The following is a 22,496-nucleotide window of genomic DNA, read 5'->3' as shown; positions in this document are numbered from 1 at the left end:
ATTTCGAAAGGGGGGCTGATTCCTATGAGAATTACCACAAGAGGTCGTTACGCACTCAGGGCATCCTTGGCATTAGCAAAAATCGGAAAAGAGGGAGTCCCTGTATCCATTAATAGCCTGTCGGAAGAGGAAAATATCTCATCGGTCTTTCTGGAGCAGATTTTTTTTAAGCTCAGGAAAGCGGGGATAGTCTCTTCGGTCCGAGGCCCCGGTGGCGGATTTTGCTTTGCCCAGCCCCTGGATCAGCTCACCATCAAAAAAATTCTGGACGCCGCAGGGGAGGAGCTAAACCTTACCGCCTGCGATAAACATTCCGAGGACTGTGCCCGGCTGGGCGCCTGTCTGACCCACTCGGTATGGGCGGATGTAACCGAGCTGATCAACAATTTCTTCAATAGTATAACCTTGGCCTCTATCCTGGAAAAGGAAACCCTTGAGAAATAGCTGTACCTGTTTCTCCTTGTTAAGATAGCCCTTTTTCTGTAGTATCCAGATAGGTGGATCAATATGGGGCAGAAAATTAAGGACAAGGAAGCGTATCAAAAGGTAGTAACGGCCTTTATGCGTCAGCAAAAGGGCGCTACGGTTGCCGATATTGTGGCAAAAACGGCGCTTCCCCTGAATACGGTGCGGGAACTGGTTCCCCAGGCGGCGGATGAATACTCAGGGCGCCTGGAAGTGACCGAATCCGGGGAGATACTCTACTCGTTTCCCCGGGGATTTATTAGTAAATACCGGGGTTTTAAGGCTTCCCTGAACAGGTTCCTGGAAAAATTCGGCAAAGCCTTGAAAATTTTCAGCGTTGGGGCCTTTAAGGTATGGATCATGGTGATGCTGGTGGGCTATTTTGCCCTGTTCATGCTCATCGCCCTGGCTTCCCTGATGCTTTCCGTGGCCGCTTCCTCCTCTTCCCGGTCCGATAACCGTTCTTCCAGCCGGGGGGGCGGGGGCCTCTTCTTTGCCTCGGGTATTTTTAACATGATCATCCGCATCTGGTTCTATTCGGAATTAACCAAATCCATAGACCGCAGCTATGGCTACGGCCGGGGAAGCTCGCAGCCGCGTCCCAAGGGCCGCCCCCTGTACAAGGCGATCTTTTCTTTTGTATTCGGCGACGGGGACCCCAACGCCGACTGGATCTCCCGTGAAAAGCAGGGGGTGATCGCCTATATACAGGCCAATGCGGGGGTCATCTCCCTGCCGGAATTTATGGCCCTCACGGGGAAGGAAAGCACTGAGGCCGAGGAAGGGATCACCGGCTACTGCGCGGAATTCGGCGGCCTCCCTGAGGCGACCGATGATGGGACTGTGGTGTATCGCTTTGACGAACTGCTGCTCCGGGCGGATAAAAAAAGCCGTTCCTTTGCGGGTTTTAGCGCCCCCTTGAAGCGGCTCTTAAGCTTTTCCTCAAACAAGCAAAAAATGAACGGCTGGTTCAGTGTGATCAACGGGGCTAACCTGGCTTTCGGCAGCTACTTCCTTTTTAACGCCTTCACCACCGGGGCCATCACCACCCAGGCCCAGTTTGATGCCGCTTCCTACCTCTATAAAGTAAGTTACCTCCTCTTCTCATCAATAAGCAGCGGCGATATCCTGCCCTTTATCACCATCGGCCTCGGGGTGGTGCCCCTGGTATTCTCCCTCCTCTTCTGGCTCATCCCCCTGCTCAGAAACGTAAATCTGAAGAAGGCCAACGAAACGGTCAAACTGGAAAATCTGCGGAAGGACGGCTTTCACCGGATCTGGGAGGCCCCGCTTTCGGTTAAGCCCGCTGAAATCGATCCCAAGCCGGCGGAATGCCGCCCCAAAAACATGGCCGCCGCCCGGGACCGGGTGATCAAAGAAATCGGCGCCTACTCGGTGCCCGAGGTCGCCCTGGATGCGTCCGGGGAAGCGGTTTATTCCTTTAATGAACTGGAACGGGAAAAGGCCGCACTGGAGAAATACCGCAGGGGGATCGATCCCAATGCTTCAGGGCTGGGGAAGGTTGTGTTTGACAGCGAGGGGTAAAAAGTAGTATAAGTAACTATTGATTATAATGCCCGGAAAATAAAAACCGCTCCATCTCCTGCAATAAACTGTTAAACTCCCCGAAGCTCCGCCTGGTTTCAGGCAGGGAGCGGAGAAAGTGCTCACCGTAGCGTTTGTGAAGGAGCCGCCCGTCCAGGACTGCCACTACCCCGTGGTCGCTGGAACGGCGCATCAGCCGGCCGAAGCCCTGCTTGAATTTCATCACCGCCTCCGGGAGGGACAGTTCCATGAAGGAGCTGCCGCCCTTCCGTTCCAGGGCTTCACAGCGGGCCTGAAAAACCGGCTCGTTGGGGGTGCGGAAGGGGAGCCGGCAGAGTATCACCAGCCGGAGGGTGTCCCCCGGGGCGTCCACCCCTTCCCAGAAGGAGTCGGTGGCAAAGAGCACGCTGGATCTGTCATCCAGGAAAGTCCGCAGGAGCCGGCCCCGGTCATCATCTCCCTGTTTGAGGCAGCGTATGCCCAGCTCTTCCAGCCTGGGGGCCGCAGCGGCAAAGGCGCTTTTCAGGGATTCGTAGGAGGTGAACAGTATCAGTGCGGATCCCCCTGCGGCTTCCGCCAGTTTTGCTGCGGCCATGTCCACGAAGGAGCGGTAACTGGGGTCGTTGGGCAGGGGCGCATCCGAGGGGGTGCCCAGAAGCACCGCCCGGGCATAGGGGAAGGGGCTGGGAAACTGCCCGGTAAGGACTTCCTTGTCAGTCAGGTTGAGGCCTGAACGGTTCATCCAGTAGTTGAAAGAGTCAGTGATGGTGAGGGTGGCGGAAACGCAGACCACAGTTTTATTGGGTGCAAAAAGCGCTTCCTGCAAAGATGGGGCCACATCGATGGGGGTGACCGTTAATACCGCCCAGTTCTGGGCTTCAGCCCCGGCGCGGCCAAATCCTCCCCGGCCCCAGTGCCGTTCTATCCACAGTACTTCTGTGGGCCGCTCCCGGTATTCAATAAAGGATGTGCAAACAGAAGCGATGGACTCAAGCCGCCGGGCGATGGACTTTATTTCCCAGACCGCAGGATCATCGGCGCTGTCTTCGGGCACGGTTTCCAGCATATCCCGGATGAGCAGGGCCAGGGAGGAAAGCTTTTTCCGCAGATCCTGCAAGGGGGGGAACAGGGCGGAGGCGATGATCTTCCCGTCCGCGGGGGTAAGCCGGAAGCTGCCTTCTTTAGAACAGAGCCCCAGGGCGGCTTCATCCAGGGCATCTGCGGCATCCCGGACAAACTGCACCATTTCTGCGCCATCGTCGAGCTTGTCCTCCTGGCGGGACAGGACCGCCAGGCGCAGCAGGAGCCCCAAGGTCCGGGCCCTGCGGCGGCGGTAAAGCCGGTTGAGCTGCCGGTACACCCCCAGGCGGCTGAAGTCCTCGGAAAAGAAAGAAGTGGCGGCCCCTTCCATGGTATGGGCCTCGTCCATGATCACCCGGGTATAGGGGGGGAGCACCACGGTGGAATCGTAACCCGCCCCTTCGGACCGGGCTGCCAGGTCCGCAAAGAGGAGATGGTGGTTCACCACCAGTATGCGGGCGTCTGCGGCTTCCTTGCGGAGGGCGAGGACAAAGCAGCGTTCCCGCTCGGGGCAGCGCAGGCCCATGCAGAGATCCGCCTCGGAGCAGACCCGGGACCAGAGTGTATCCAGGGGCAGGAAGGAAAGGTCCGAGCGGCTCCCTGAGGCAGTGGTTTCCCCCCAGGCGGCGATGGCTTCAAGGTTTTCCTTTTCATCATCAAAAAGTTCCATTTCCCTGAGAGCATCATCCAGGCGGCGGCGGCAGAGGTAATTCCCCCGGCCCTTGATCAGCACCGCCTTGATCTTTTTGTTCATTGCCCCAGAAACCAGGGGTATGTCCTTTTCGTAGAGCTGCTGCTGGAGGTTGATGGTGGCAGTAGAGATAACGATCCGTTCTTCGTTAGCCAGGGCGTAGTCCATGGCCGGGAGCAGGTAGGCAAAGGACTTCCCCACCCCGGTCCCTGCTTCGGCGGCTATGATGGCATCCTCGTTAAAACCCCGGGTGATGAGCCGCATCAGGCCAAGCTGGGATGGCCGGCTTTCGTAGGATTCCAGCCGCCGGGCAATGGCGCCACCGGGTTCTAGGGAAGCGCAGATGGCATCCCCGTCCAGGAGCACCCGCTTGCGCCGCCGGGTAGGCTCCGCCACCACATAGACCTTGGACACCCGGTTGTCCACGATATAGCAGCCGGTCCCCGCCTCTGCCGCCCGGCCTGCTATGGTCATGTCCTCGTCGCTGGGGGTCAGTAAACCGTTGGGGTGGTTGTGGATCAGCACATCCGCAGGGTGAGACAGGTCCTCAGCATCCGGCAGCTCCGGAGTATCTACCTCGGACCAGTCCTGCAAGGCCAGGACCGAGCCCTCATTGCCCCGGGCCCGGATATCAAGCCGGGTCACCAGGCCCTGATCGTCCAGGTAGCCCAGGGCAAAAACCTCATTACCCCGGGAGTCCTCTATTTCGGAACGTAGCTGTTCAATACATTGAGCGGAAAACCGTTTTGACGCCTGCACTATCCCAGTATCTGTAAGCCACCTGAAAATGGCAAGGGGGAGAATAGGGTGCTGGAAAGGTGACAGTCACCTTTTTCACCCGGCACCATCGCTTTTTTCCGATACTGTATATATGAAAACAAAAATCCCGGCGTTTCTGTTCTGTGTTTTCTGTATCACAACCCTCCATGCCCAACAGGCACCCTACTGGCGCCATGCTCTGGGCGGGGCGGTGATCGGCGCCCCGGCTGCCCAGGTGGAATCCGTGGCGGCGGTCTGTGACGGGGGGAATGTCCAGGCATATTCCCGGGAAGGCCGGGAACTGTGGAACTTCAACGCCCAGGGCCGGCTGACCCCCTTTATCACCCGCTCCCGAGAAGGGACCAGTTATATTTGCCGGACCAATGGGCTTTTAATTGCCCTGAATCGGGTTGGCCAGGAACTATGGCGGGTCAATCTGGGGGCGCCCATCACCAGCCCGGTACAGGTGGGCTTTGACGGCCGGATTTTTGTCCCTACTGCCTCACGTATCGCCTGCTATACCGCCTCGGGGTTCCCCCTCTGGTCGAAGCCCCTGACCCAGCCCCTGGGCCTCCCCCTCCAGTTGGACAAACAGGGGGGATTGTTGGCTATCCAAAACGACGGGGAACTCCTGGTCCTGAACGCCTTTGGAAAGGCCCTGTCCCGGCGGCTTTCGGAAACCCCGGCGCTTTTCATTGCCCTGGATACCCCGGCGGCGGAATCACTGGCCCCTGAAGCCACGGAAGCTGCAGCGGAAGCCTTCAAGGCTGCGGTGGCTGAGGCCGCAAAAACTGCGGAGGAGGCTGCCAAAGCCGCCGCCGTGGCCCGGGAAGCCGCCGAAAAAGCCGCTGCTGCCGCAAAGGCCGCCCCGGATAACCAGGCCGCCCAAAACACCGCAGCCCAGGCACGGGGAGCCGCGGAAGCCGCAGCCCGGCTTGCGGGGGAAAAGGCCACTGCTGCCGCTGATATCGCCTCAAAATTCCCCCCGGTCTTCACCGGCGCCGAGACAACCCTGCTGGTGGTTTACAAAACCGGAAAAGCCGAAACCATACGCTGGACCAGGTCCGAGCAAAGCTTCGCCCTAGCCTTCCCCGCCCTGGCTGCGGCGCCCCTGGCAGTAGCCAGTCGGGGGGACAAACTGGGCATGGCCCTGGCAAACGGGAAGGTCTCCCTCTATTCGGTGGGAGAAAAACGCAGCCTCTGGTCCGGGGACAGCCATATCGCCAACTCGGATACCCCGGCAGAGTCCTCCCTGATCTACGATGAACGGGGCCTCTATGCCCTGAGCAAATCCGGGGCCACCGGGTATTTCGAGGATGGCAAACAGCACTGGCTCCAGCGTATCCAGGACGCAAAGTCCCCCCCGGCCTTTTCCGACGAGGGCATACTCTACTCCGGGGGCAATGACTGGGTACTCTACGCCTACCACCTGGAAGACACCATTAAAACCCAACGGCAGTCCATCTACGGGCCCGCCCCTGAGGGCAGCTACGGTACCGGGAACCCCCGGCCTTCGCCCTGGGCGGAGGACTTCAACCGCTATGAGGAGAGGGAAATCAGGGACCGGCTGGAACGAATCTCCACCGCCGCCCGGGAAGGCAGGCTGGGGGAAAACGAGCGGAGCTACGCAGCCTACCTCATGGAAATCGCCGGAAGCATTGCGGACGCGCCGATGAACCAGTCCCCCCTGCACCCCCTGATCCATGTGAATTACCGGGTCGAAGCAGCCCGGCTCCTGGCCTACATGGGTTCCCGGGAAACCATACCCTTCCTGGCCGGCCTCTGCCGCAGCGATCCGGACCCCCTGGTCAAGGCCGCCGCCGCAGAGGCCATAGGCTACATTGGGGTTGATCCCGACGGCATAGCCTTGGCCGCATTCAGATCCATGATCTTCCCCCTGATCCCGAACCGAGATGAACGGGTCCTGGCCGCAGTAGCCGCCGCAACCGGCTCACTCTGCCGCTTCTCAGGCCCCCCCTTGAGTGAAGCAGGCATACGGCTCCTCTCCGCAGTGGCGGACATCGGCCCCGCCTTTGCACAGGCTGTGGCACGGAAGGAATTACAATCATTGCGCTGATGGCACATGTCTGTGGTATCGGTAAGTAACCGGGCCTAATACAAGCTTACCGACCGGTTATTTTTCCTTGGGGCGCAATTCCGCCGGCCTGCCTGTGCAGGGAGATACGGTTTCCCGCATCCCGCCCTTTATCATAATTTGACTGATCAATAGAGAACTTAACATTTCTTCTGGCGGGAACTACAAGGGCCAGGGTGTTTTCCACATAATCACAGGCTTGCAGATATCGACGTTTTCTTTGGCTGATCCATGATTCATCGGTACCCATATTATTGAGCTTCTCAATCACCGTCCGAGAAGCGCCTTTACAGAAAGCGTCCCGGCTGCTTCGTCCCCCTACCGCCATGGACAGCCGCTGTATTGCTTCTTTGAGATACACAAACATTTCTTTTGCAACCGTTGCATACACTTCGTCGCCGATGAATTGAAGGGAATACGTATAATAACCGGAGGCATCATCTTCATAAATTAAGTTTTGATCCCGCCTCATGACTACGCCGTATAAATCTGCAATGGTTAACCCAAGGCTTTGCTGCCACAGGGGAATATTTCTTTTAGTGGGGATATTGAAGGATGCCATAAAATCACCGGCGGATATGCTGTATTCGCTCATCAGGAGCTGCGCTTTTTCCGCCGCTATGGCAGCTTCGTTAATCGAGGTGGATTCGGACATGGCAAAGAGTTTGCGTATCTTTTCTATCACTTTTTCTTTTTCAGATGAATCAGACATCGGCATAATCTTCCTTTTTTCCTACGGCTTGTCTCTGCCAACAAAATTTCCATTGCCCAATAAAAAATCTATTGCCTTATCTATATTTTTGTCAATGCTCTTTTCTGTTTTTAGGAATGAAATGTACCGGATAATTTCATGTTTTTTAGAGGGGGATAATCCGTCAAAGACTGTTTTTGCTTCACTATTTTCTTCCAGGGCTTTTATAAATTTCGGGTTCGGAGTTATTGTCCGTTCAACCGGGTCAAAACTTATGGTTACTTCTATTATTTCGCCAATTCTGTTCGGCGAATCTTTTAGCATTGTTGTATTAATATACAATCGCCAATAGCCCCTGTATTTTACCAGGGTCTGTTTATACAGATTATTGTTCACAGTTCCTTTAACAGGGATAGGGCCTTTTTCTTTACCCGCTTGTTTAAACAGATCAGTCAAAATATTTTCGGGGAGAAATACAAAGGGGTTTATTCCGATTAGGTCAATGGGGGCTTTGAATTTGTGTGGTGGTGATGACATGTTTGCCAGCCTACCTCTGTTTTAAACCCTGACAATTTCTTCGTGAAATAGTTCCTCAAGTTTTTTTAATGTTTTCAGTGTAGGATTGGCAGTGCGGGGATTTTCCAGTTTTTGGTAAACCTGGTATTTTACCTTCAATTTTTCCGCCGTCTCTGCAAGGGTCATATTACGCGATAACCGGGCATTCCGGAGCCAAAGCGCAAAAGACAGGGCCGGCGCTATTTCTATACCATACCAGCCTGAAGAAGTTCTTCCCTTGGGGATGATAAATTTGTCCCCATGTTCAAGGTATGACTCAAGAAGTCCCGACGCGGCTTCTCCGGCCATACGTTTGGCCTCCTCCAGAGTACTGCCGTAAGTCATGATGCCATCGTAGAACCCGGGAGATTCAACATACCAGCAATCATCTTTTTTTGAATAGCTTATTTTACAGGGAATCATCGTTTTCATTTATAACCCGCCTTTTTCATTAATGTATTGAGAATACCCGGTTTCAAGTCCCCATTCCCATGTACCGGCACGGATAAATTGATGCTGTTTTTTCGCATAATATGATGGGAACCATTTACCCGATCTAAAATCCAGCCATCTTTCATCAATTTCTTGACAAATTCCTTGCCGCTCATGATTAAATATACACCATATAAGGTGTGTTTGTCAAGGCATCACGGGCATTACGTAAAGCGTAAGACACCTCCTTTCTGGGCGCTTGGTCAAAAAGGCAAGTTAAAAAAAACTTGACAGGGGTAATCCAATGGCTTACACTTACCATATGATCACATCAGGGCCTGTCACCGTTATTGAAACACCATCGTTTCTACGGGATAGAAAGAAGCTTCTTGAGGGTGATGAACGGGTCTTGTTAGAAAATTATAGAGCAGGGAGATTAAAATAATGAGCGGAAGCCGGATTGTTGAGAGTATGAAAGAGGCGCTTGCCATTTCCCGGGATGAACTGGCCCAGGATACCTACCGAATTCATATACCGGAGCAGATTAATGTTAAGGCCATACGGCAGCAAATGGGACTTTCACAACCTGCATTTGCCAAGCGCTTTGGATTGTCGCTTTATACGTTGCGGAATTGGGAACAGGGGAAGCGGCAGCCGGACCCGGCGGCCAGGGCGTATCTTAAAGTTATTGAGCAAGTTCCGGATGTGGTTTCCAAGGTTTTGGCAGGGTGAAGAACTGTTCAAACACGGACATAAGGGAATGTCAGGACAAGATAAAAAAGAGGTGACTGTCACCTTTTTCCAAAACCGGTGACAGGCACTTTTTCTATCTTTCCGGACTACTCTTCCGTATATGTCAGGGTATACGCACCATCCCCGGTAACCATGACAATAACATCCCCGGTTCTGTTGGCAATAAAACTGCCTGCAGCGATTCCCGTACCATCGGGGTAGGCCTTAGACACGGAAGGGCCCATGCCCATGCCAGTAGTGGTAATGCGGTAAGTCCGGTTGATAGTTGCGGCAATCTTGTAGTAATGGGCATCCCCCGGGGCAAGCCATGCGCCGCTGGTGGCCCCCAAAGAAAGGGGCGCTGGATTGACAATGCTAACCACACCCGAACTATTCACCATATTGCTGTTGGGGTAGCTAAAGCGGCTAACCGGCAGTGTGCCGCTCTGGCTGGGTGCCCATTTGATAAGGGCCTTCCCTATCCACCCAATATTGGTTTCCAATTCCAGGGCTGCAACCGGATCGGAGCCGCTCAAGGCGCCGCCGATGAGTAGTTCCTTACCAAGAGAAATAAACACCGGGTTATTTAAGGCAACCCTGGATGCACCGCTCATGGTAAATGCCCCCTCGGAATACACGCCGCCACCATAGGAGGAGGGGGAGGTATTACCAGATATGGTCCCACTGCTCATGGTAAAAGTTCCGGAGGAGCCGACATACACGCCGCCGCCGCCGCCGGACGAGGAGGAGATGGTGGTGGTGGTAGTGGTAGTATTACCGGATATAGCCCCGCCGCTCATGGTAAAGGTCCCGGAAGAGACATACACACCGCCGCCACCGTAGTAGTAGCCGGTGGAGGTATTACCGGATATAGCCCCACCGCTCATGGTAAAAGTTCCGGAAGAGACATACACACCGCCGCCGTAGGAGTAGTAGGAGGAGGAGGAGGTATTATCGGATATGGTCCCGCCGCTCATGGTAAAAGTCCCGGAAGAGACATACACACCGCCGCCGCCGGAGTAGTAGGAGGAGGTGGTGGTGGTGGTATTACCGGATATAGTCCCACCGCTCATGGTAAAAGTTCCGGAAGAGACATACACACCGCCACCGCCGTAGGAGGAGGAGGAGGTATTACCAGATATGGTCCCGCCGCTCATGGTAAAAGTCCCGGAAGAGACATACACACCGCCACCGCCGTAGGAGGAGGAGGAGGTATTGGTATTGTCTGTGATTTTAGACCCCGCCTTCATCTCAAGTTTTGCATTATTACCAGAGATAAATACCAACGAAGTGTTGTTAGCGGAGATACCCTTGAGGGTGATATTTTCATCCAAAACAAGAGTTACTCCCCCATAAACGGTAAACAGGCTCCCCTGTCCGCTAAGCTGCACGATCCGTTCGGCGCTTTTTCCCTTCAGGGTAAGGGTAACGCCGGTCTTGCCGTCGAATGCAATAGCGGTCCCGCCTGAAGAGCCCCCCAGGGTCCAGGGGGTCAGAGTTTCATCATTGCCCAGCAATATGGTGTATGCAGTATCATCAAGTCCGTGGATCTGCAGCCAAGCCAGGGCCGATGCCAGGGTCTTCCCGGCGGCATCCTCCGGGGAGGAATCATCATCAATATAAAGGCCGATATCCGCATCCGAACCGGGAATATAGGTGCCGGATGTCCGGGTAAAGGCATTTACCGCATTGTTCAGGGTTGTTGTTGCGGCGCTGATTGCGCTCAGGGTATAGCCCGTTCCACGCAGGGCGACAATGGCCTGGGCTTCCGTTATGGCGGCGTTCAGGGTACCCATGTTTTCCTGGGTAGCCCAAAAGAAGCCTGAGGGGATCCACGTTCCGTTGGGGCTGATCTTTACCCCATCCTTTTTGATGTTGGCAAGGCTTATGGCGTAGTTCAGGGCGGTCATATCCGCATTTTCAGCGAGGTCCGCGGCAGTAAAGCTAAAGGCTGCCGGGGTTTCCAAGTCATCATGTATATGGGCCACATCCCTGGTCAGGATGTTTTTTCCATTAAACAGATATACTGAAACATGGTAATACCCTGCTTCAAGGGTAAATCGCCGGGTAAACCCAGTACCCGGGCCGGGGTTTATGTCAATCTTATTGGTATAGGCGCCGCCTATCTGTTCCACCTTGATCCAGCCATCGATTATCTGGGGTTCACTGGGATAGCTTACGGACAGGGCCAGTTTTCCTATGCCTGTTTGAGGGGCAGTCAGCACCACCGGCGCCGGGGTCATCTCCCCCGAACTTACGATAATTTCGGAGACACTGCCGCTTGCAGTTGGTGTAAGCGGCGTATCCGCAAGGGCATCCGACGGGTTCCGGTACCCCTGTACCACCAGGCTCCAGGTTCCTTCAGACAGGACTACTGTTTTTTTGCTGATGCCGCCGAAGCTTTCCGTTACCGTATTTGTCCCGCTGGTAAAAGTGGCGATACAGTAAAGCTGTTCCGCAGAGGGCAGCAGGGTACGGGCCGAAAGGGATTGGATATTCAGCAATACTGCGCCCTGGCCTTCCGGAATCGCCGTTTCTCCGGTGTATTCCGGCGCATCGGAATTTCCTTCAAGAATGTTTGAACATCCCATGGATAAGACGCCGCACAAGATCAGAGCGGTCCAAAAAGCCGGAAATAGTACACTCTTTTTCATAGTCCTCATGAGGGTCCCCTTTTCTAATTCTTTACCGTAAAGTTTATTCTCTTAGTCCAGGGAATCGTTCCCTGGTATACCGTAACTGTCAGGATATGCCCCCCAAGGGTATAATCCGAAGCGTTCACCGTCAGGCTGACCCCGTTTCCCCGAAGCCCCCCGTCTATATACCATTCCCTCTTGGTCCAGCTTCCGGCCAGCACAATGGCCTGGCTCGCCGGGGTTCCGCTCTTTATAACCGTAAAGCTTTCCTGGCTAAAGACCCCGGATCCCGAATCGGCAAAACTCAGGATAATTGCAGAAAGGCTGTTCCACTTTGCATAAACCGTAATATCATCTGTAACCGGCGTTGCGGCGGTAAAAGCTGTCCCGCTCCCATCTTCCTGGGTGTTCCATTCGATAAAAGTGAACTCCGCCCTGGTAGGCTCTGAGGGTAAGCTGTCTATGGTAGTAGCAGGATAGGTCACTATCTTGGTTTGAAGGTCGGCTTCTGTGTCTCCGTTATTATTATTGAAACTTACTGTGTAAGTAATCACTTGCCACTTGGCATATACCGTAATATCTCCAGTAACCGGCGTTGTAGCGGTAAAAGCTGACCCGCTCCCATTTTTCCGGGTGTTCCATCCGACAAAGGTATAGCCGGCCTTGGTGGGTTGTGAGGGCAGTGCGTCTACTGTTGCCGGGCTGATTACCGTCTTGGTTTGAGGGTTGGCCTCAGTGTCCCCGCTGTTTTTATTGAAACTTACCGTGTAGGTTCCGGGGGGATTAAGCGACCATTTTGCGTATACCGTAATATTTCCCGTAACCCCTGTATTGGCGAAAAAAGTTGACCCGCTCCCATCCGCTTCGGTGTTCCATTCAACAAAGGTGCTTCCAGCCTTGACAGGCTGTGACGGCAGGCTGCCTACAGTCGTCGCCGGGCTGGTCACCGTCTTGGCTTGGGGGTCGGCATCCGTGTCCCCGCCATTCCTGCTGAATATGACCATGTAGGTATTCACAGGAGCAGTGGGGGCCGGATCTGTCGGCGATTCGCAGCTAATGGCCAACACTGCGCTTATAGCCACAGAGAGAAGCAGGGCATAAACGCCAGAACTGTAAAACCGGGAATGTTTATATATCATTTTGCTCTCCGAGGAAAAAATAGATTTGCGGAAAAAAGTAGAGACAAGGTAGGACAGAGGGTCCGGAAACTATTGGTTCGGTATATCCTAGTAAATTTGTCGGGGGGGGGGGGTGATAATTCATTATAATATAAGTAATTACGAGTATTTACAGACATTATTGCCCCCTTTTTTATATGTTTAGTAAGTAATAATAGTCCGCTTTCTTTATAGGATCAATACATACTTCATAAAAAGGTGGCTGGGCAGAAGGTATGAAAAATAATTTTGGAGGAAACTTAATCCTCGTAATGGCCTTTACACGAAAGTATTTTCAGATTCCGGTTTTCATCTCCCGTATAGATAAGCCGATTGGCATCGTCAATGCGGCGACTATAGGCTTTCCGATGTTTTAATGCTTCTGGCTTGCCAATTCCTTTCAGTAAGCCATTCCGCCGGATATCCCGTATAAGTTCATTAATGCGTTTAAGGATTTTTTTGTCTTCGGTCTGCCATTCGGTATACTGTTTAAACGCATCGGGTGCAAATATCAGATCATCCATTTTCCATGGCTTCCAATTGTTCCATGGTTACACTGATGCCCTTCCCGTCTTCTATGTCACGTGCCGCTTTGTCTATTTTGGCAAGGTATTCAATATTGTGCCGGGCCTTTTCCATTTGGTTATATTCATCCCGGCTTACTATGACCAGTTCCTGGTCATGGTAGGTTTTTTCCAGGATATTAATAAGCTCCTGGTTTATTTCTTTTGCCTTTACATGATAGGCTGCATACATTTCATGTTCCCCTTACCCATATAATAGCACATTGCCATCACTGTCCGCAATGCCTTTCTTCCCCCCCTCTCAATTCCTAAAACTGTGTATAGGCGCCGGTATGCGCCCTCCCCGCTGAATAAACGCTTCGCTGCCTGCGGCGTTGACCGCCATGATGGGCGCCCCGCCCAGGAGGCCGCCGAACTGAGCCCAGTCGCCGGCTTTTTTTCCAGGCACCGGGATGACCCGGACGGCGGTAGTTTTATTGTTCACCATGCCTATGGCCATTTCGTCGGCGATGATCGCAGCAATGGTGCTGGCCGGGGTGTCACCGGGAAGGGCTATCATGTCCAGGCCTACAGAGCAGACCGAGGTCATGGCTTCCAGTTTGTCCAGGGTGATGGTGCCGGCGCGGACTGCGGCTACCATGCCTTCGTCTTCCGAGACGGGAATAAAGGCGCCGGAAAAGCCGCCCACGTGGGTGGAGGCCATGACGCCGCCTTTTTTCACCATGTCTGTGAGCATGGCCAGGGCGGCGGTGGTGCCGTGGGTGCCCGCGGATTCCAGGCCCATTTCTTCCAGGATCCGAGCTACCGAGTCCCCTACTTCCGGGGTGGGGGCCAGGGACAGGTCCAAGATGCCGAAGGGGACGCCCAGGCGTTTGGCGGCTTCCATGCCTACCAGCTGGCCCATGCGGGTTATCTTGAAGGCGGTTTTTTTAATCGTGTCCGCCAGTTCGTCAAAGCTGGCGCCCCGGTGGGATTCCAGGGCGGCTTTTACTACCCCGGGGCCTGAGACCCCTACGTTCAGGCAGCTCTCCCCTTCTCCGGTGCCGTGGAAGGCGCCGGCCATGAAGGGGTTGTCCTCAGGGGCGTTGCAGAATACTACGAGTTTGGCGCAGCCCAGGCCGTCACGGTCCGCAGTTTTTTCGGCAGTTAGTTTTACTATTTCCCCCATGCGGCGCACCGCGTCCATGTTGATGCCGCTTTTGGTGCTGGCTACATTCACTGAGGCGCAGACCCGCTCGGTCACTGAGAGCGCCTCGGGGATGGAATCCAGGAGCCGCTTGTCCCCGGAGGAAAAGCCTTTCTGCACCAGGGCGGAAAATCCGCCGACAAAGTCGATGCCCAGTTCACTGGCGACGCTGTCCAGCACCTGGGCATAGGGGGTGTAGTTTTCGTCATCCGATGAGGCGGCTACCAGGGCTATCGGGGTGACCGAGACCCGCTTGTTGATGATGGGGATCCCGTATTCCACCTCGATTTCCCGGCCCACCTTCACCAGGGGGCCTGCCACCCGGAGGAGTTTTTCCCGGATCCGCCGCCGGGTATCAGTGCCCGTGGCAGAGGCGCAGTCCAGGAGGGAAACCCCCAGGGTGATGGCCCGTATATCCAGCTTATACCGCAGAAACATATCCAGGGTTTCTTTTATTTCAAAGGGCGTAAATAACATAATTACTATCCTTATTCAATGTTGGTCCTTTTGCTTATTGAACCGCTGATTTTTCGGCCTTTAGTTCTTGGCTTTTGGTTATTGGTATGGAGAAAAGCTTCGCTTTTCTCCTCAAGGATTTGAAACGAAGTTTCAAATCCTATGCATCGCGCTAAAGACCCCTTCGTGCATGATGCTGATGGAAACCTTCAAAGCTTCCCCCAGCTTGGGGAGTTCATCCTTAACAGCCTCCAGGGGCTTGCTGCATTGGGCGAGGTCCACCATCATGAGCATCACAAAATTGCCCGAAAGGATGGTTTGATTGATTTCTTCAATATTGATATTACGTTCCGCCAAAAAGGCGCTGACCTTGGCAATGATACCGACATGGTCGGTACCTACCACGGTGATAATCGCGTTCATGGGTTTCCTCCACTGCTTAACAGTACCATCACCGATGATTTGCAACAAGGGAGGGCTGCAAAAAACGCAGGTTTAGAGCCCTGAGAGTATCCGCTCGACCTCGGTTTTGCCTGAGTAGTTGGGGTTGCCCCGTATAAGTTCCTGGAGAGAACGCTTTGCAGAAGCGCTGTCCCCCAGGCTGATGTAGGTCTTTCCCAGCTCCATCCGGGCGTCCCAGTTGCTTGTATCGATACTTAGCAATTCCAGATACGCATCCTTTGCCTTGGCAAGATCCCCGGCGCTGACCAGGGACCGGGCCAAATTCAGCCTGACCGCAGGGTTTTTCGGTTCCGATACAAGGGCTTTTTCATAATGTTCCACGCTTTCCGGCCACTTTTCCAGCCGGGCATAGGCGGAACCCATGTTGTTGTTCACTTCAAAGGATTTCGGCTCCTTGCTATAGGCTGCGTTAAGGAGGTCCAGGGCTTCCTGGGGAAAGCCATTTGCCAGGTAGAGGCTTCCCAGGTTGATCCGGGGGCGTATATAGTTGGGGTCCATGGCTACGGCCCTGCCGTAGGCGGCCACAGCCCCGTCAAAGTCCCCCTGGGCGTCATAGGCAAGCCCCAGGGTGTAGGCGTAGACAGGGTTGGATGGGGCAGCTTCCGAGGCTTTTTGGGCGTAGAGCAGAGCATCGGCGCCCTTGTTCAGACTCAGTTTAACCACCGCCATATTGTAATTGGTCTGATCATCTGCGGGGGAAGCCTGGAGGGACCTTGCAAAGGAAGCTTCCGCCGCCGCAAAATCTCCGGCTGCCTGCTGGGCTACCCCCAGTTCCCGGAGCGAGGCCAGGTCATTGGGGGCAAATTCCAGGGCTTTGGTAAAGGCGTCCGCAGCGCCCTGGGCGTCCCCCTTGGCGGAGAGGATGCGGCCTATTTCCCGGTGGGCGGTAGCGTAATCCGGCTTAACCCCCACGGCTCGGCGGTAGGCGCCCAGGGCGTCATCGGGTTTTCCCAGGGCGCGGTAGCTGCCCCCCAGGTTGTACCAGGCTGACTCAAAATTGCGGTTCAGAGTGGTGGTCTTTTCAAAGAAGTCACGGGCTTCGGGGTAGTTTTTATTGGTAAAAAAGGCCCGGCCCAGATCATAGGTATAGACATAGTTATTGGGATCCAGCCGTACCGCTTCCTTTAATTCGGCAATAGCGCTGTCGGTCTGCCTGAGGTCCCGGTTTACCTTGCCCAGGGTATAGTGGGGCAGGGCCTGGGTGGGGTCTTTCTGAATGGCGGAGCGGGCCATGGCTGCGGCTTCCTGGGCCATTTCCCGGCCCTCAGGGGTGTTGGGGTTCCGGGAGAAGCCCTCGTAGTAGGCTTCGGCTATCTCCGCCATTTCCTGGGCTTCAAAGCGATTTTCCCCCGGGGGCATCTTTGCCAGTGCTTCATTGAAGGCTTCCCGGGCCGCGGCAAAATCACCATTGGCCAGAGCTTCCTTGCCCCGGGTAACCAGGGACTGCACTTCCCGCATCTGGGCCTGGAGTTCCGCGGATTTCCGGGCCATCTCCTCTTCCTGGGCCTTGCGCCGGGCTTCCTCGGCGGCGGCAACCGCAGCCCGTTCCGCTGCTTCGGCGGCTTTGGCGGCGGCGGCTTCTTCCAGCTTGGCCAGTTCCTCCGCAGCTGCGGCCCTGCGCGCCTCTTCCTGGGCTGCCTGGACGGCGATTTCCTCGGGGGTCAGGGGGGTTTCCCGGGCTGCTGCAGCGGCGGCTAGTTCCCGTTCCCGGGCGGCAGCCAGGGCTTCCCGTTCCCGCTCTGCGGCGGCAACTTGAGCCTGGGCCTGGAGTATCTCCTCCCGCAGGGCCCGGGCATCGGCGTCTTCGGCATCAACGAGCAGGATCCTGTCCAGGAGGTCCAGGGCGCGGCTGTATTCTCCCCGGCTCTGATAGTCCCGGGCCAGGGCAAGGACATTTTCCCGGCTCATGGGCTTCTCCCCGGAGAGTCGGGGGAGAACCAGAAATACTAGCCCTGCTATGAGAAGCAAAACGGCGAAGGCCGATATGCCGATTATAACTGCTTTTTTCTTCGTTGCCATAAATGATTACTCCTCAATTACTCCAGCTCAAATTCGCCGTCATAGCCCAATACTTCCTCGCTGCCTGAGGAAAGCCCGGTGGTATCCTCCGCCGCAGACTGGAGGGACGCGGCCACTTCTTCCAGGATTCGTTTTTTCCGCTCCGCTTCCGCCGCTGCCCGGGCTTCCGCCAGGATGCGCTCCCGTTCCGCCGCAGCGAACTCTGAATGGATGAAAGATATGAGCTTTTCTATCGTATTCCGCTTGGCCGAAAGGGGCTCCAGGGAAAGGTACAATTCATAGTCAGAGATAGCATCCTGGAGGGCCTGCCGGGTCAGCTTGGCGTTGGCACGGTTCAGGTAGGCGGAAGCGTAGTCCGGGTTTGCCGCCACCGCCTGGGTATAGGACTCCTCGGCCAGGGAAAGGTTCCCCATGGCATAATAGGCGTTCCCCAGGTTAAAGGCGATCAGGGCTGCATCTTCCCCGGCCACAGGAAGGGCCCGGTTGTATACCACCACAGCCTCATCGGGGCGCTTAAGTTGCTGATAAGAAACCCCCAAATAGATGCAGGCCTTAACATTTCCGGGGTCTTCCGCAAGGGCCGCCTCCAGGAAGCTCAGGGCTTCCTGGGGTTTATTATGCAGGAACAGATCCTCCCCCTGGGAAAAGGAACTCTGCCCAAAGGCTGTCCCGGCAAAAAAAATTACGCAAATAAGGGTAAATACCCCTTTTTTTGCAAATAACACCCTCAATTCCTCCCCCTCCCCTACTCGCCAATTATTGGGTTTTTCTCTATGATATACTATAATAAAACTAAAATGGGAAACCTAATAACCATACTAATTATCGGCATTTCCAAAGGGGGATCATGAAAATCCTCTGTATTTCCGATCAGATCGATCCTCTGGTATATTCCCCGTCCATTAAGGAACGTTTCGGCGGCGTCGATCTGGTACTCTGTGCCGGGGATTTGCCCATGGAATACCTGGACTTTGTGGTTTCCAGCCTGAACAAGCCCCTCCTTTTTGTATTTGGCAACCATGATCTGAGTGATTTTTATTATTACCGGAAGGATAGGTCTGCGCCTCTCCAGTGGGAAAACAGGGTGTTTACCGGGGCCACCCATGTGGGTTCCAAGATCAAGACTGAGGAGGGGCTCATCGTCGCCGGCCTGGGGGGATCCATGCAGTACAACCGGGGGGATAACCAGTACACTAATTTCCAGATGTACCTGGAAATACTCAAGCTTATCCCGGGCATGCTTATTAACCGTCTCTTCCGGGGACGGTACCTGGACATACTGCTGACCCACGCCTCTCCGGAGCATATCCATGATCGGGATGACCCCTGTCACCGGGGCTTCAGGGCCTTCCTCTGGTTTATGCGGGTCTTTAAGCCCAAATACCTGATCCACGGCCATATCCATCTCTACGATTTATCCGAAGTGCGGACCACCTGGTATGAACAAACCCTGGTGATCAATGCCTATAGCCACTACATCATTGATACAGAGGAACATAACCATGAGCAACACTGATAAGCTCCAGGCTTCCGATGATTTTTCCAAAGCCCGGGGAAGGGCCATTCTTTCTCAAATTCATCATTTTATGAATGTTGATAAGGATAAACTCCTTTCGTTTAACGATGTTAAGGAAATCCTGAAACCCAAGCATGAAACCTACCGGGGCATGCAGACCATTGCAATCGATCTTATTGTGGGGAGCGAAGGCAGGTACCGGGATTTTAACAAATTTTTCCTCCCCCGATCGGAATACCTCAGGCAGCGTTGGGAGCGGGTCGATCTGGCCCGGATCAAGGATATCCCCCTGCCCCCTATTCAGCTTTACGAAATCGGGGGAGTCTACTTTGTCCGGGACGGTAACCACCGGGTTTCTGTAGCCCGGTCCCAGGGGGTGGAACAGATCGACGCCGAGATTACCAGCCTTTCCAGCGAGATACGCATCTCCCCCGACATGACTACCGATGATCTCCGGGTTTCCCTGATTAGCTATGAAAAGAATCTCTTCTATGAGAAAACCGGTTTCGGCAGGCTGACCGGCAACAAGGATCTGGATTTCAGCGCCCCGGGCCGTTATGACGTGATATACAACCATATCCTGGTCCATAAGTACTTCCTGAACCAGCATGTGAGCGGGGAAATTCCCTTTGGGGAGGCCCTGGTCTCCTGGTATAACAAGGTATATGAACCGATCATTGAAATAATCCAGGATGAGCGGCTTTACCTGAATTTTCCCGGCAGGACCCCCAGCGATCTCTATGTGTGGATCGTGAAACACTGGGATTTCCTCAAGCAAAAATACGGGGTGCATTTTCCGGTCTCAGAGGCGGCCCTGGATTTCTCCCAGAAGTACGGGGCCCCCAGGAAGGGGCTTTCGGGCTTGATTGCCAATAGCATTGATCGTATATTTAAACGCTCTCCATCGGACAAACAAAAAAACCAGTTTAAATAGGAAAGGTAGTTCATGGCTATTCTGTCGATTCAATCCCACGTAGTATACGGTTATGCGGGGAATACCGCCGCAGTTTTCCCCCTCCAGCGCCTGGGCCGGGAGGTCTGGGCAATAAACACCGTGGAATTTTCCAACCATACCGGATACGGCGCCTGGAAGGGCATCATCCTGGATGCGGGGTTAACCAGTGATCTGCTGAGCGGCCTTGAGGACCGGGGGGTGCTGGGGAACTGCGAGGCGGTTCTTTCAGGCTATATGGGGGACGGCGGGGTAGGACGGGGCATACTGGAAGCGGTCCGAAAGGTGAAAGCCGTTTCTCCCGGGGCGCTCTACTGCTGCGACCCCGTGATGGGGGATATAGGCCGGGGTTTCTACGTGCACCCGGATATCCCTGAAATTTTCAAAAATGAAGTGATACCCCTGGCGGATATAGTAACCCCTAACCAGTTTGAGCTTGAAGCCCTGACGGGCCTTGATACCGCAACCCTTGCCGAGGCCCGCAAGGCCATTGATTTGCTCCACGCCAAGGGCCCCCGGGTGGTGCTGGTTACCAGTTATCGGGGAAAAGAAGCCCTGGCCGGGGACCACATCGAAATGCTGGCCTCGGATGGCAAATCCCTCTACCGGGTCCGCACCCCGGAACTCCCCCTGGGTCCGGGCATGGCCGGTTCCGGGGACCTGACCACCGCCATCTTCCTCTCCCGCTACCTGGAATCAAGCGATATATGCCGCACCCTGGAACTTACCGCAGGGTCGGTCTTCGGCATCATAGAGGCTACCTATAAGGCGGGAAGCCGGGAACTGCTCACCATACAGGCCCAGGAAGAACTGGTAAAGCCCACCAACAGTTTTACTGCGGAGTGTCTGTAAGCCTGAGACACCCTTAACCGTAGAACAAACTTATGGCCCATACCTTCTCCGTCCCCGCCTCCTTCAAAGCTGAAGCGCAGGCCTCCAGGGTTGCGCCGGTGGTAAACACATCGTCAAAGAGGACAGCCTCCCTGGGTGCCGGGCGGGTACAGAGTATCTTCCCCCGAAGGTTTAGTTTGCGGTCTGCCTTGTCCAGCTTCTTTTGGGTTTTTGAAGGAAGCCGCTTGAGGCAGGGGTAGACTGTATAGGCATTAGTTTTACTGGCGTTTCTTTCCAGAATCTTTCCCAGATACGCCACCTGATCCCAGCCTGCTTTCCGTATTTTGCCCGGCCGGGGCGGTACGGGCACCAACACTGTTTCACCGGCGTTCCGGTTAAGCCGGGCCAGGGCTTCCGGGATTTTCTCCGCCAGAAAATTAGCCAGGGCAAGGTTCTTCCCAAATTTGTAGGCCCCCAGGAGTTTCAGGTATCTTCCCGTATAGGGAAAGATACTGACCGCCCCGTCAAAGGCCCGGGACCCAGGTCCCCCGCCCTCCCCTTCCCGGCATTGCAGACACTGTTCCTGTTCTGAGATCAGGGGCCGGCCGCAGGAGGAGCAGCGGCTTCCATTATCCATAACCAGGGTCTCCATACAGGGGCCGCAGATACCGTACCAGGCTTCCTTTGGGTCCAAAAGCTCGGTCCCGCAAATGGGGCATCCGGCCGGAAAAAGGTATTCCCGTACATAGGCAGCGGCCTGGGCAGCATGATTGGTGAAGGAGTTAGTCATATATATCCCCTTTCTACTTTGTCAGTTTTTGTATCTGCCGGTTGCCAACCAGGGATTTTATCTGCGTTATAGCAACCTTATTCAGCTGCACAAGACGTTCCCTCTGGGACAACCCTTGCCGAATAAGCAGGGCATTAATACTTTCAAGGTTGCTCAACACAACCAGATGTTCCAAATCTGCTGCATCCCGAATATTACCTTGTGCATCCGGATTCTCATTCTGCCATTCCCGGGACGTTTTTCCAAACAAGGCTACATTAAGTAAGTCTGCTTCCGAGGCATATACCATGCCCGCCTGGGCTTTCGTTACAACCGTTGGGATAATATGATCTTTGATTGCATCGGTATGTATATGGTAATTTATTTTTGCTAGCATTCGTTGAAAATTCCATTCAATGGAAAGCTGCTGATGTTCTTCCTCTTTAAGACGCTGGAATTCACGGATAAGATAAAACTTGAATTCCGCCGAAAGCCATGAGGCGAATTCAAAGGCTATATCTTTATGGGCAAAGGTACCTCCATTGTATCGGCCTGGCTTTGTTATTATGCCAATCGCATGAGTCGACTCAATCCATCGCTTGGGAGTAAGAGAAAATGCATTGGAACCAGCCTCTGTTTTAAACCCATCGAATTCGATGGGTTTAAAATCCGGATTGTTGAACGACTCCCATAGTCCCATAAACTCAATGGTGCTTCGGTTTCGCATCCAGTTTTGCAGGACATAGTCAGTCCGCTCTGAATCCCGGTACCGGGCAATATCGGTTAAGGAAATATAATCCTCATCCCGAACCGTTATAACCGCAACCACCGCACCCTGTACTGAAATAGTAGCTCTCTGAACGCCTGATTTCAGTTCTTTTTTATTCGCCATAAACTCTCCTTTGGGATTTTCCCCCTAAAGGAGATATGGGTTTATGGGAAA

The 22,496-nt window shown here is 54.3% G+C and carries 22 protein-coding genes; 7 read left to right on the top strand and 15 right to left on the bottom strand.

Annotated features, from left to right (window positions below; genetic code table 11):
* Window positions 1–24 precede the first annotated feature (24 nt).
* Window positions 25–444, top strand: a complete 420-nt coding sequence (locus TREPR_RS07070) for an RrF2 family transcriptional regulator (RefSeq protein WP_015707615.1) — start codon at window positions 25–27, stop codon at window positions 442–444.
* Window positions 445–507: 63 nt separating this feature from the next.
* Complete coding sequence (locus TREPR_RS07065; RefSeq protein ID WP_015707614.1) at window positions 508–2,010, top strand: hypothetical protein; 1,503 nt, start codon at window positions 508–510, stop codon at window positions 2,008–2,010.
* 16 nt (window positions 2,011–2,026) lie between these two features.
* Here the strand turns inward: TREPR_RS07065 and TREPR_RS07060 are convergent, their stop codons facing one another.
* Entirely contained in the window at window positions 2,027–4,540 is a 2,514-nt protein-coding gene (locus tag TREPR_RS07060) for a helicase C-terminal domain-containing protein (RefSeq protein ID WP_015707613.1), read from the bottom strand.
* Window positions 4,541–4,652: 112 nt separating this feature from the next.
* On the opposite strand from TREPR_RS07060, the gene TREPR_RS07055 reads away from it, so the two are divergent.
* Window positions 4,653–6,617 (top strand): outer membrane protein assembly factor BamB family protein, encoded by a 1,965-nt coding sequence (locus tag TREPR_RS07055; protein WP_015707612.1) that lies wholly within the window; start codon window positions 4,653–4,655, stop codon window positions 6,615–6,617.
* A gap of 46 nt (window positions 6,618–6,663) precedes the next feature.
* Here TREPR_RS07055 and TREPR_RS07050 read toward each other — a convergent pair whose 3' ends face one another.
* From TREPR_RS07050 to TREPR_RS07035, 4 genes are read right to left on the bottom strand one after another with little or no spacing between them, the layout of a single operon-like run.
* On the bottom strand, window positions 6,664–7,347 hold the full coding sequence (locus TREPR_RS07050) for a DUF2786 domain-containing protein (protein WP_015707611.1): 684 nt from the start codon (window positions 7,345–7,347) through the stop codon (window positions 6,664–6,666).
* Window positions 7,348–7,368: 21 nt separating this feature from the next.
* Window positions 7,369–7,863 (bottom strand): YdeI/OmpD-associated family protein, encoded by a 495-nt coding sequence (locus TREPR_RS07045; RefSeq protein WP_015707610.1) that lies wholly within the window; start codon window positions 7,861–7,863, stop codon window positions 7,369–7,371.
* A 21-nt stretch (window positions 7,864–7,884) separates the two neighbouring features.
* Window positions 7,885–8,313: a type II toxin-antitoxin system HicB family antitoxin gene (locus TREPR_RS07040; RefSeq protein ID WP_015707609.1), complete on the bottom strand. Its 429-nt coding sequence runs from the start codon at window positions 8,311–8,313 to the stop codon at window positions 7,885–7,887.
* Window positions 8,310–8,489 carry a type II toxin-antitoxin system HicA family toxin gene (locus TREPR_RS07035; protein WP_015707608.1) on the bottom strand — a complete coding sequence of 60 codons (180 nt, stop codon included), beginning with the start codon at window positions 8,487–8,489 and terminating at the stop codon, window positions 8,310–8,312. The genes TREPR_RS07040 and TREPR_RS07035 overlap by 4 nt, the downstream gene beginning before the upstream one ends.
* A gap of 268 nt (window positions 8,490–8,757) precedes the next feature.
* Here TREPR_RS07035 and TREPR_RS07030 point away from each other — a divergent pair, with 268 nt between their 5' ends.
* Window positions 8,758–9,045 (top strand): helix-turn-helix domain-containing protein, encoded by a 288-nt coding sequence (locus tag TREPR_RS07030; RefSeq protein ID WP_015707606.1) that lies wholly within the window; start codon window positions 8,758–8,760, stop codon window positions 9,043–9,045.
* A 107-nt stretch (window positions 9,046–9,152) separates the two neighbouring features.
* On the opposite strand, the gene TREPR_RS07025 is transcribed toward TREPR_RS07030, so the two are convergent.
* The 8 genes from TREPR_RS07025 to TREPR_RS06990 all read right to left on the bottom strand — a co-directional run bounded on the left by TREPR_RS07025 (window position 9,153) and on the right by TREPR_RS06990 (window position 18,210).
* Window positions 9,153–11,636, bottom strand: coding sequence for an autotransporter outer membrane beta-barrel domain-containing protein (locus tag TREPR_RS07025; RefSeq protein WP_148257253.1), 2,484 nt, complete (start codon window positions 11,634–11,636; stop codon window positions 9,153–9,155).
* 86 nt (window positions 11,637–11,722) lie between these two features.
* Window positions 11,723–12,820, bottom strand: coding sequence for an InlB B-repeat-containing protein (locus TREPR_RS07020; RefSeq protein ID WP_015707605.1), 1,098 nt, complete (start codon window positions 12,818–12,820; stop codon window positions 11,723–11,725).
* A gap of 278 nt (window positions 12,821–13,098) precedes the next feature.
* Complete coding sequence (locus TREPR_RS07015; protein ID WP_015707604.1) at window positions 13,099–13,362, bottom strand: Txe/YoeB family addiction module toxin; 264 nt, start codon at window positions 13,360–13,362, stop codon at window positions 13,099–13,101.
* Window positions 13,355–13,594, bottom strand: coding sequence for a hypothetical protein (locus TREPR_RS07010; RefSeq protein ID WP_015707603.1), 240 nt, complete (start codon window positions 13,592–13,594; stop codon window positions 13,355–13,357). Before TREPR_RS07010 ends, TREPR_RS07015 begins: the two co-directional genes overlap by 8 nt.
* A 69-nt stretch (window positions 13,595–13,663) precedes the next feature.
* Window positions 13,664–15,025, bottom strand: a complete 1,362-nt coding sequence (locus TREPR_RS07005) for a PFL family protein (protein WP_015707602.1) — start codon at window positions 15,023–15,025, stop codon at window positions 13,664–13,666.
* A gap of 132 nt (window positions 15,026–15,157) precedes the next feature.
* The gene (locus TREPR_RS07000) at window positions 15,158–15,427 is read right to left on the bottom strand and encodes an ACT domain-containing protein (protein ID WP_015707601.1); all 270 of its coding nucleotides are present in this window, start codon (window positions 15,425–15,427) and stop codon (window positions 15,158–15,160) included.
* A 72-nt stretch (window positions 15,428–15,499) separates the two neighbouring features.
* On the bottom strand, window positions 15,500–17,485 hold the full coding sequence (locus TREPR_RS06995) for a tetratricopeptide repeat protein (RefSeq protein ID WP_015707600.1): 1,986 nt from the start codon (window positions 17,483–17,485) through the stop codon (window positions 15,500–15,502).
* Between the two features lie 17 nt (window positions 17,486–17,502).
* Window positions 17,503–18,210, bottom strand: a complete 708-nt coding sequence (locus tag TREPR_RS06990; RefSeq protein WP_015707599.1) for a tetratricopeptide repeat protein — start codon at window positions 18,208–18,210, stop codon at window positions 17,503–17,505.
* Between the two features lie 122 nt (window positions 18,211–18,332).
* On the opposite strand from TREPR_RS06990, the gene TREPR_RS06985 reads away from it, so the two are divergent.
* Genes TREPR_RS06985 through pdxY form a run of 3 tightly spaced genes read left to right on the top strand, consistent with a single transcriptional unit; the run spans window position 18,333 to window position 20,805 of the window.
* On the top strand, window positions 18,333–19,001 hold the full coding sequence (locus TREPR_RS06985) for a metallophosphoesterase (RefSeq protein ID WP_015707598.1): 669 nt from the start codon (window positions 18,333–18,335) through the stop codon (window positions 18,999–19,001).
* Window positions 18,988–19,935 carry a hypothetical protein gene (locus TREPR_RS06980; protein WP_015707597.1) on the top strand — a complete coding sequence of 316 codons (948 nt, stop codon included), beginning with the start codon at window positions 18,988–18,990 and terminating at the stop codon, window positions 19,933–19,935. The genes TREPR_RS06985 and TREPR_RS06980 overlap by 14 nt, the downstream gene beginning before the upstream one ends.
* Before the next feature lie 12 nt (window positions 19,936–19,947).
* A complete protein-coding gene (gene pdxY / locus TREPR_RS06975; RefSeq protein WP_015707596.1) occupies window positions 19,948–20,805 on the top strand; it encodes a pyridoxal kinase PdxY in 858 nt (285 codons plus the stop codon).
* A gap of 13 nt (window positions 20,806–20,818) precedes the next feature.
* On the opposite strand, the gene TREPR_RS06970 is transcribed toward pdxY, so the two are convergent.
* Both TREPR_RS06970 and TREPR_RS06965 read right to left on the bottom strand, forming a co-directional pair.
* Window positions 20,819–21,574 (bottom strand): ComFC family protein, encoded by a 756-nt coding sequence (locus TREPR_RS06970; RefSeq protein ID WP_015707595.1) that lies wholly within the window; start codon window positions 21,572–21,574, stop codon window positions 20,819–20,821.
* 13 nt (window positions 21,575–21,587) lie between these two features.
* Entirely contained in the window at window positions 21,588–22,445 is an 858-nt protein-coding gene (locus tag TREPR_RS06965; protein WP_015707594.1) for a KilA-N domain-containing protein, read from the bottom strand.
* Window positions 22,446–22,496: the final 51 nt, after the last annotated feature.

Origin of the sequence: Treponema primitia ZAS-2 (genome assembly GCF_000214375.1) — a bacterium.
GTDB lineage: Bacteria > Spirochaetota > Spirochaetia > Treponematales > Breznakiellaceae > Termitinema > Termitinema primitia.
The sequence above is the reverse complement of the archived record's forward strand: the minus strand, read 5'-3'. Positions and strand labels throughout refer to the sequence as shown.

Excerpts from the sequence above, each read along its gene's own strand:
- TREPR_RS06980 (WP_015707597.1), top strand. The coding sequence starts at position 18,988 with ATGAGCAACACTGATAAGCTCCAGGCTTCCGATGATTTTTCCAAAGCC.
- TREPR_RS07055 (WP_015707612.1), top strand. The coding sequence starts at position 4,653 with ATGAAAACAAAAATCCCGGCGTTTCTGTTCTGTGTTTTCTGTATCACA.
- TREPR_RS07000 (WP_015707601.1), bottom strand. The coding sequence starts at position 15,427 with ATGAACGCGATTATCACCGTGGTAGGTACCGACCATGTCGGTATCATT.
- TREPR_RS07070 (WP_015707615.1), top strand. The coding sequence starts at position 25 with ATGAGAATTACCACAAGAGGTCGTTACGCACTCAGGGCATCCTTGGCA.
- TREPR_RS07050 (WP_015707611.1), bottom strand. The coding sequence starts at position 7,347 with ATGTCTGATTCATCTGAAAAAGAAAAAGTGATAGAAAAGATACGCAAA.
- TREPR_RS07030 (WP_015707606.1), top strand. The coding sequence starts at position 8,758 with ATGAGCGGAAGCCGGATTGTTGAGAGTATGAAAGAGGCGCTTGCCATT.
- TREPR_RS07020 (WP_015707605.1), bottom strand. The coding sequence starts at position 12,820 with ATGATATATAAACATTCCCGGTTTTACAGTTCTGGCGTTTATGCCCTG.
- TREPR_RS06965 (WP_015707594.1), bottom strand. The coding sequence starts at position 22,445 with ATGGCGAATAAAAAAGAACTGAAATCAGGCGTTCAGAGAGCTACTATT.
- TREPR_RS07035 (WP_015707608.1), bottom strand. The coding sequence starts at position 8,489 with ATGAGCGGCAAGGAATTTGTCAAGAAATTGATGAAAGATGGCTGGATT.
- TREPR_RS07010 (WP_015707603.1), bottom strand. The coding sequence starts at position 13,594 with ATGTATGCAGCCTATCATGTAAAGGCAAAAGAAATAAACCAGGAGCTT.
- TREPR_RS07025 (WP_148257253.1), bottom strand. The coding sequence starts at position 11,636 with ATGGGATGTTCAAACATTCTTGAAGGAAATTCCGATGCGCCGGAATAC.
- TREPR_RS07040 (WP_015707609.1), bottom strand. The coding sequence starts at position 8,313 with ATGAAAACGATGATTCCCTGTAAAATAAGCTATTCAAAAAAAGATGAT.
- TREPR_RS07045 (WP_015707610.1), bottom strand. The coding sequence starts at position 7,863 with ATGTCATCACCACCACACAAATTCAAAGCCCCCATTGACCTAATCGGA.
- pdxY (WP_015707596.1), top strand. The coding sequence starts at position 19,948 with ATGGCTATTCTGTCGATTCAATCCCACGTAGTATACGGTTATGCGGGG.
- TREPR_RS06985 (WP_015707598.1), top strand. The coding sequence starts at position 18,333 with ATGAAAATCCTCTGTATTTCCGATCAGATCGATCCTCTGGTATATTCC.
- TREPR_RS06970 (WP_015707595.1), bottom strand. The coding sequence starts at position 21,574 with ATGACTAACTCCTTCACCAATCATGCTGCCCAGGCCGCTGCCTATGTA.
- TREPR_RS07065 (WP_015707614.1), top strand. The coding sequence starts at position 508 with ATGGGGCAGAAAATTAAGGACAAGGAAGCGTATCAAAAGGTAGTAACG.
- TREPR_RS07005 (WP_015707602.1), bottom strand. The coding sequence starts at position 15,025 with ATGTTATTTACGCCCTTTGAAATAAAAGAAACCCTGGATATGTTTCTG.
- TREPR_RS07015 (WP_015707604.1), bottom strand. The coding sequence starts at position 13,362 with ATGGATGATCTGATATTTGCACCCGATGCGTTTAAACAGTATACCGAA.
- TREPR_RS06995 (WP_015707600.1), bottom strand. The coding sequence starts at position 17,485 with ATGGCAACGAAGAAAAAAGCAGTTATAATCGGCATATCGGCCTTCGCC.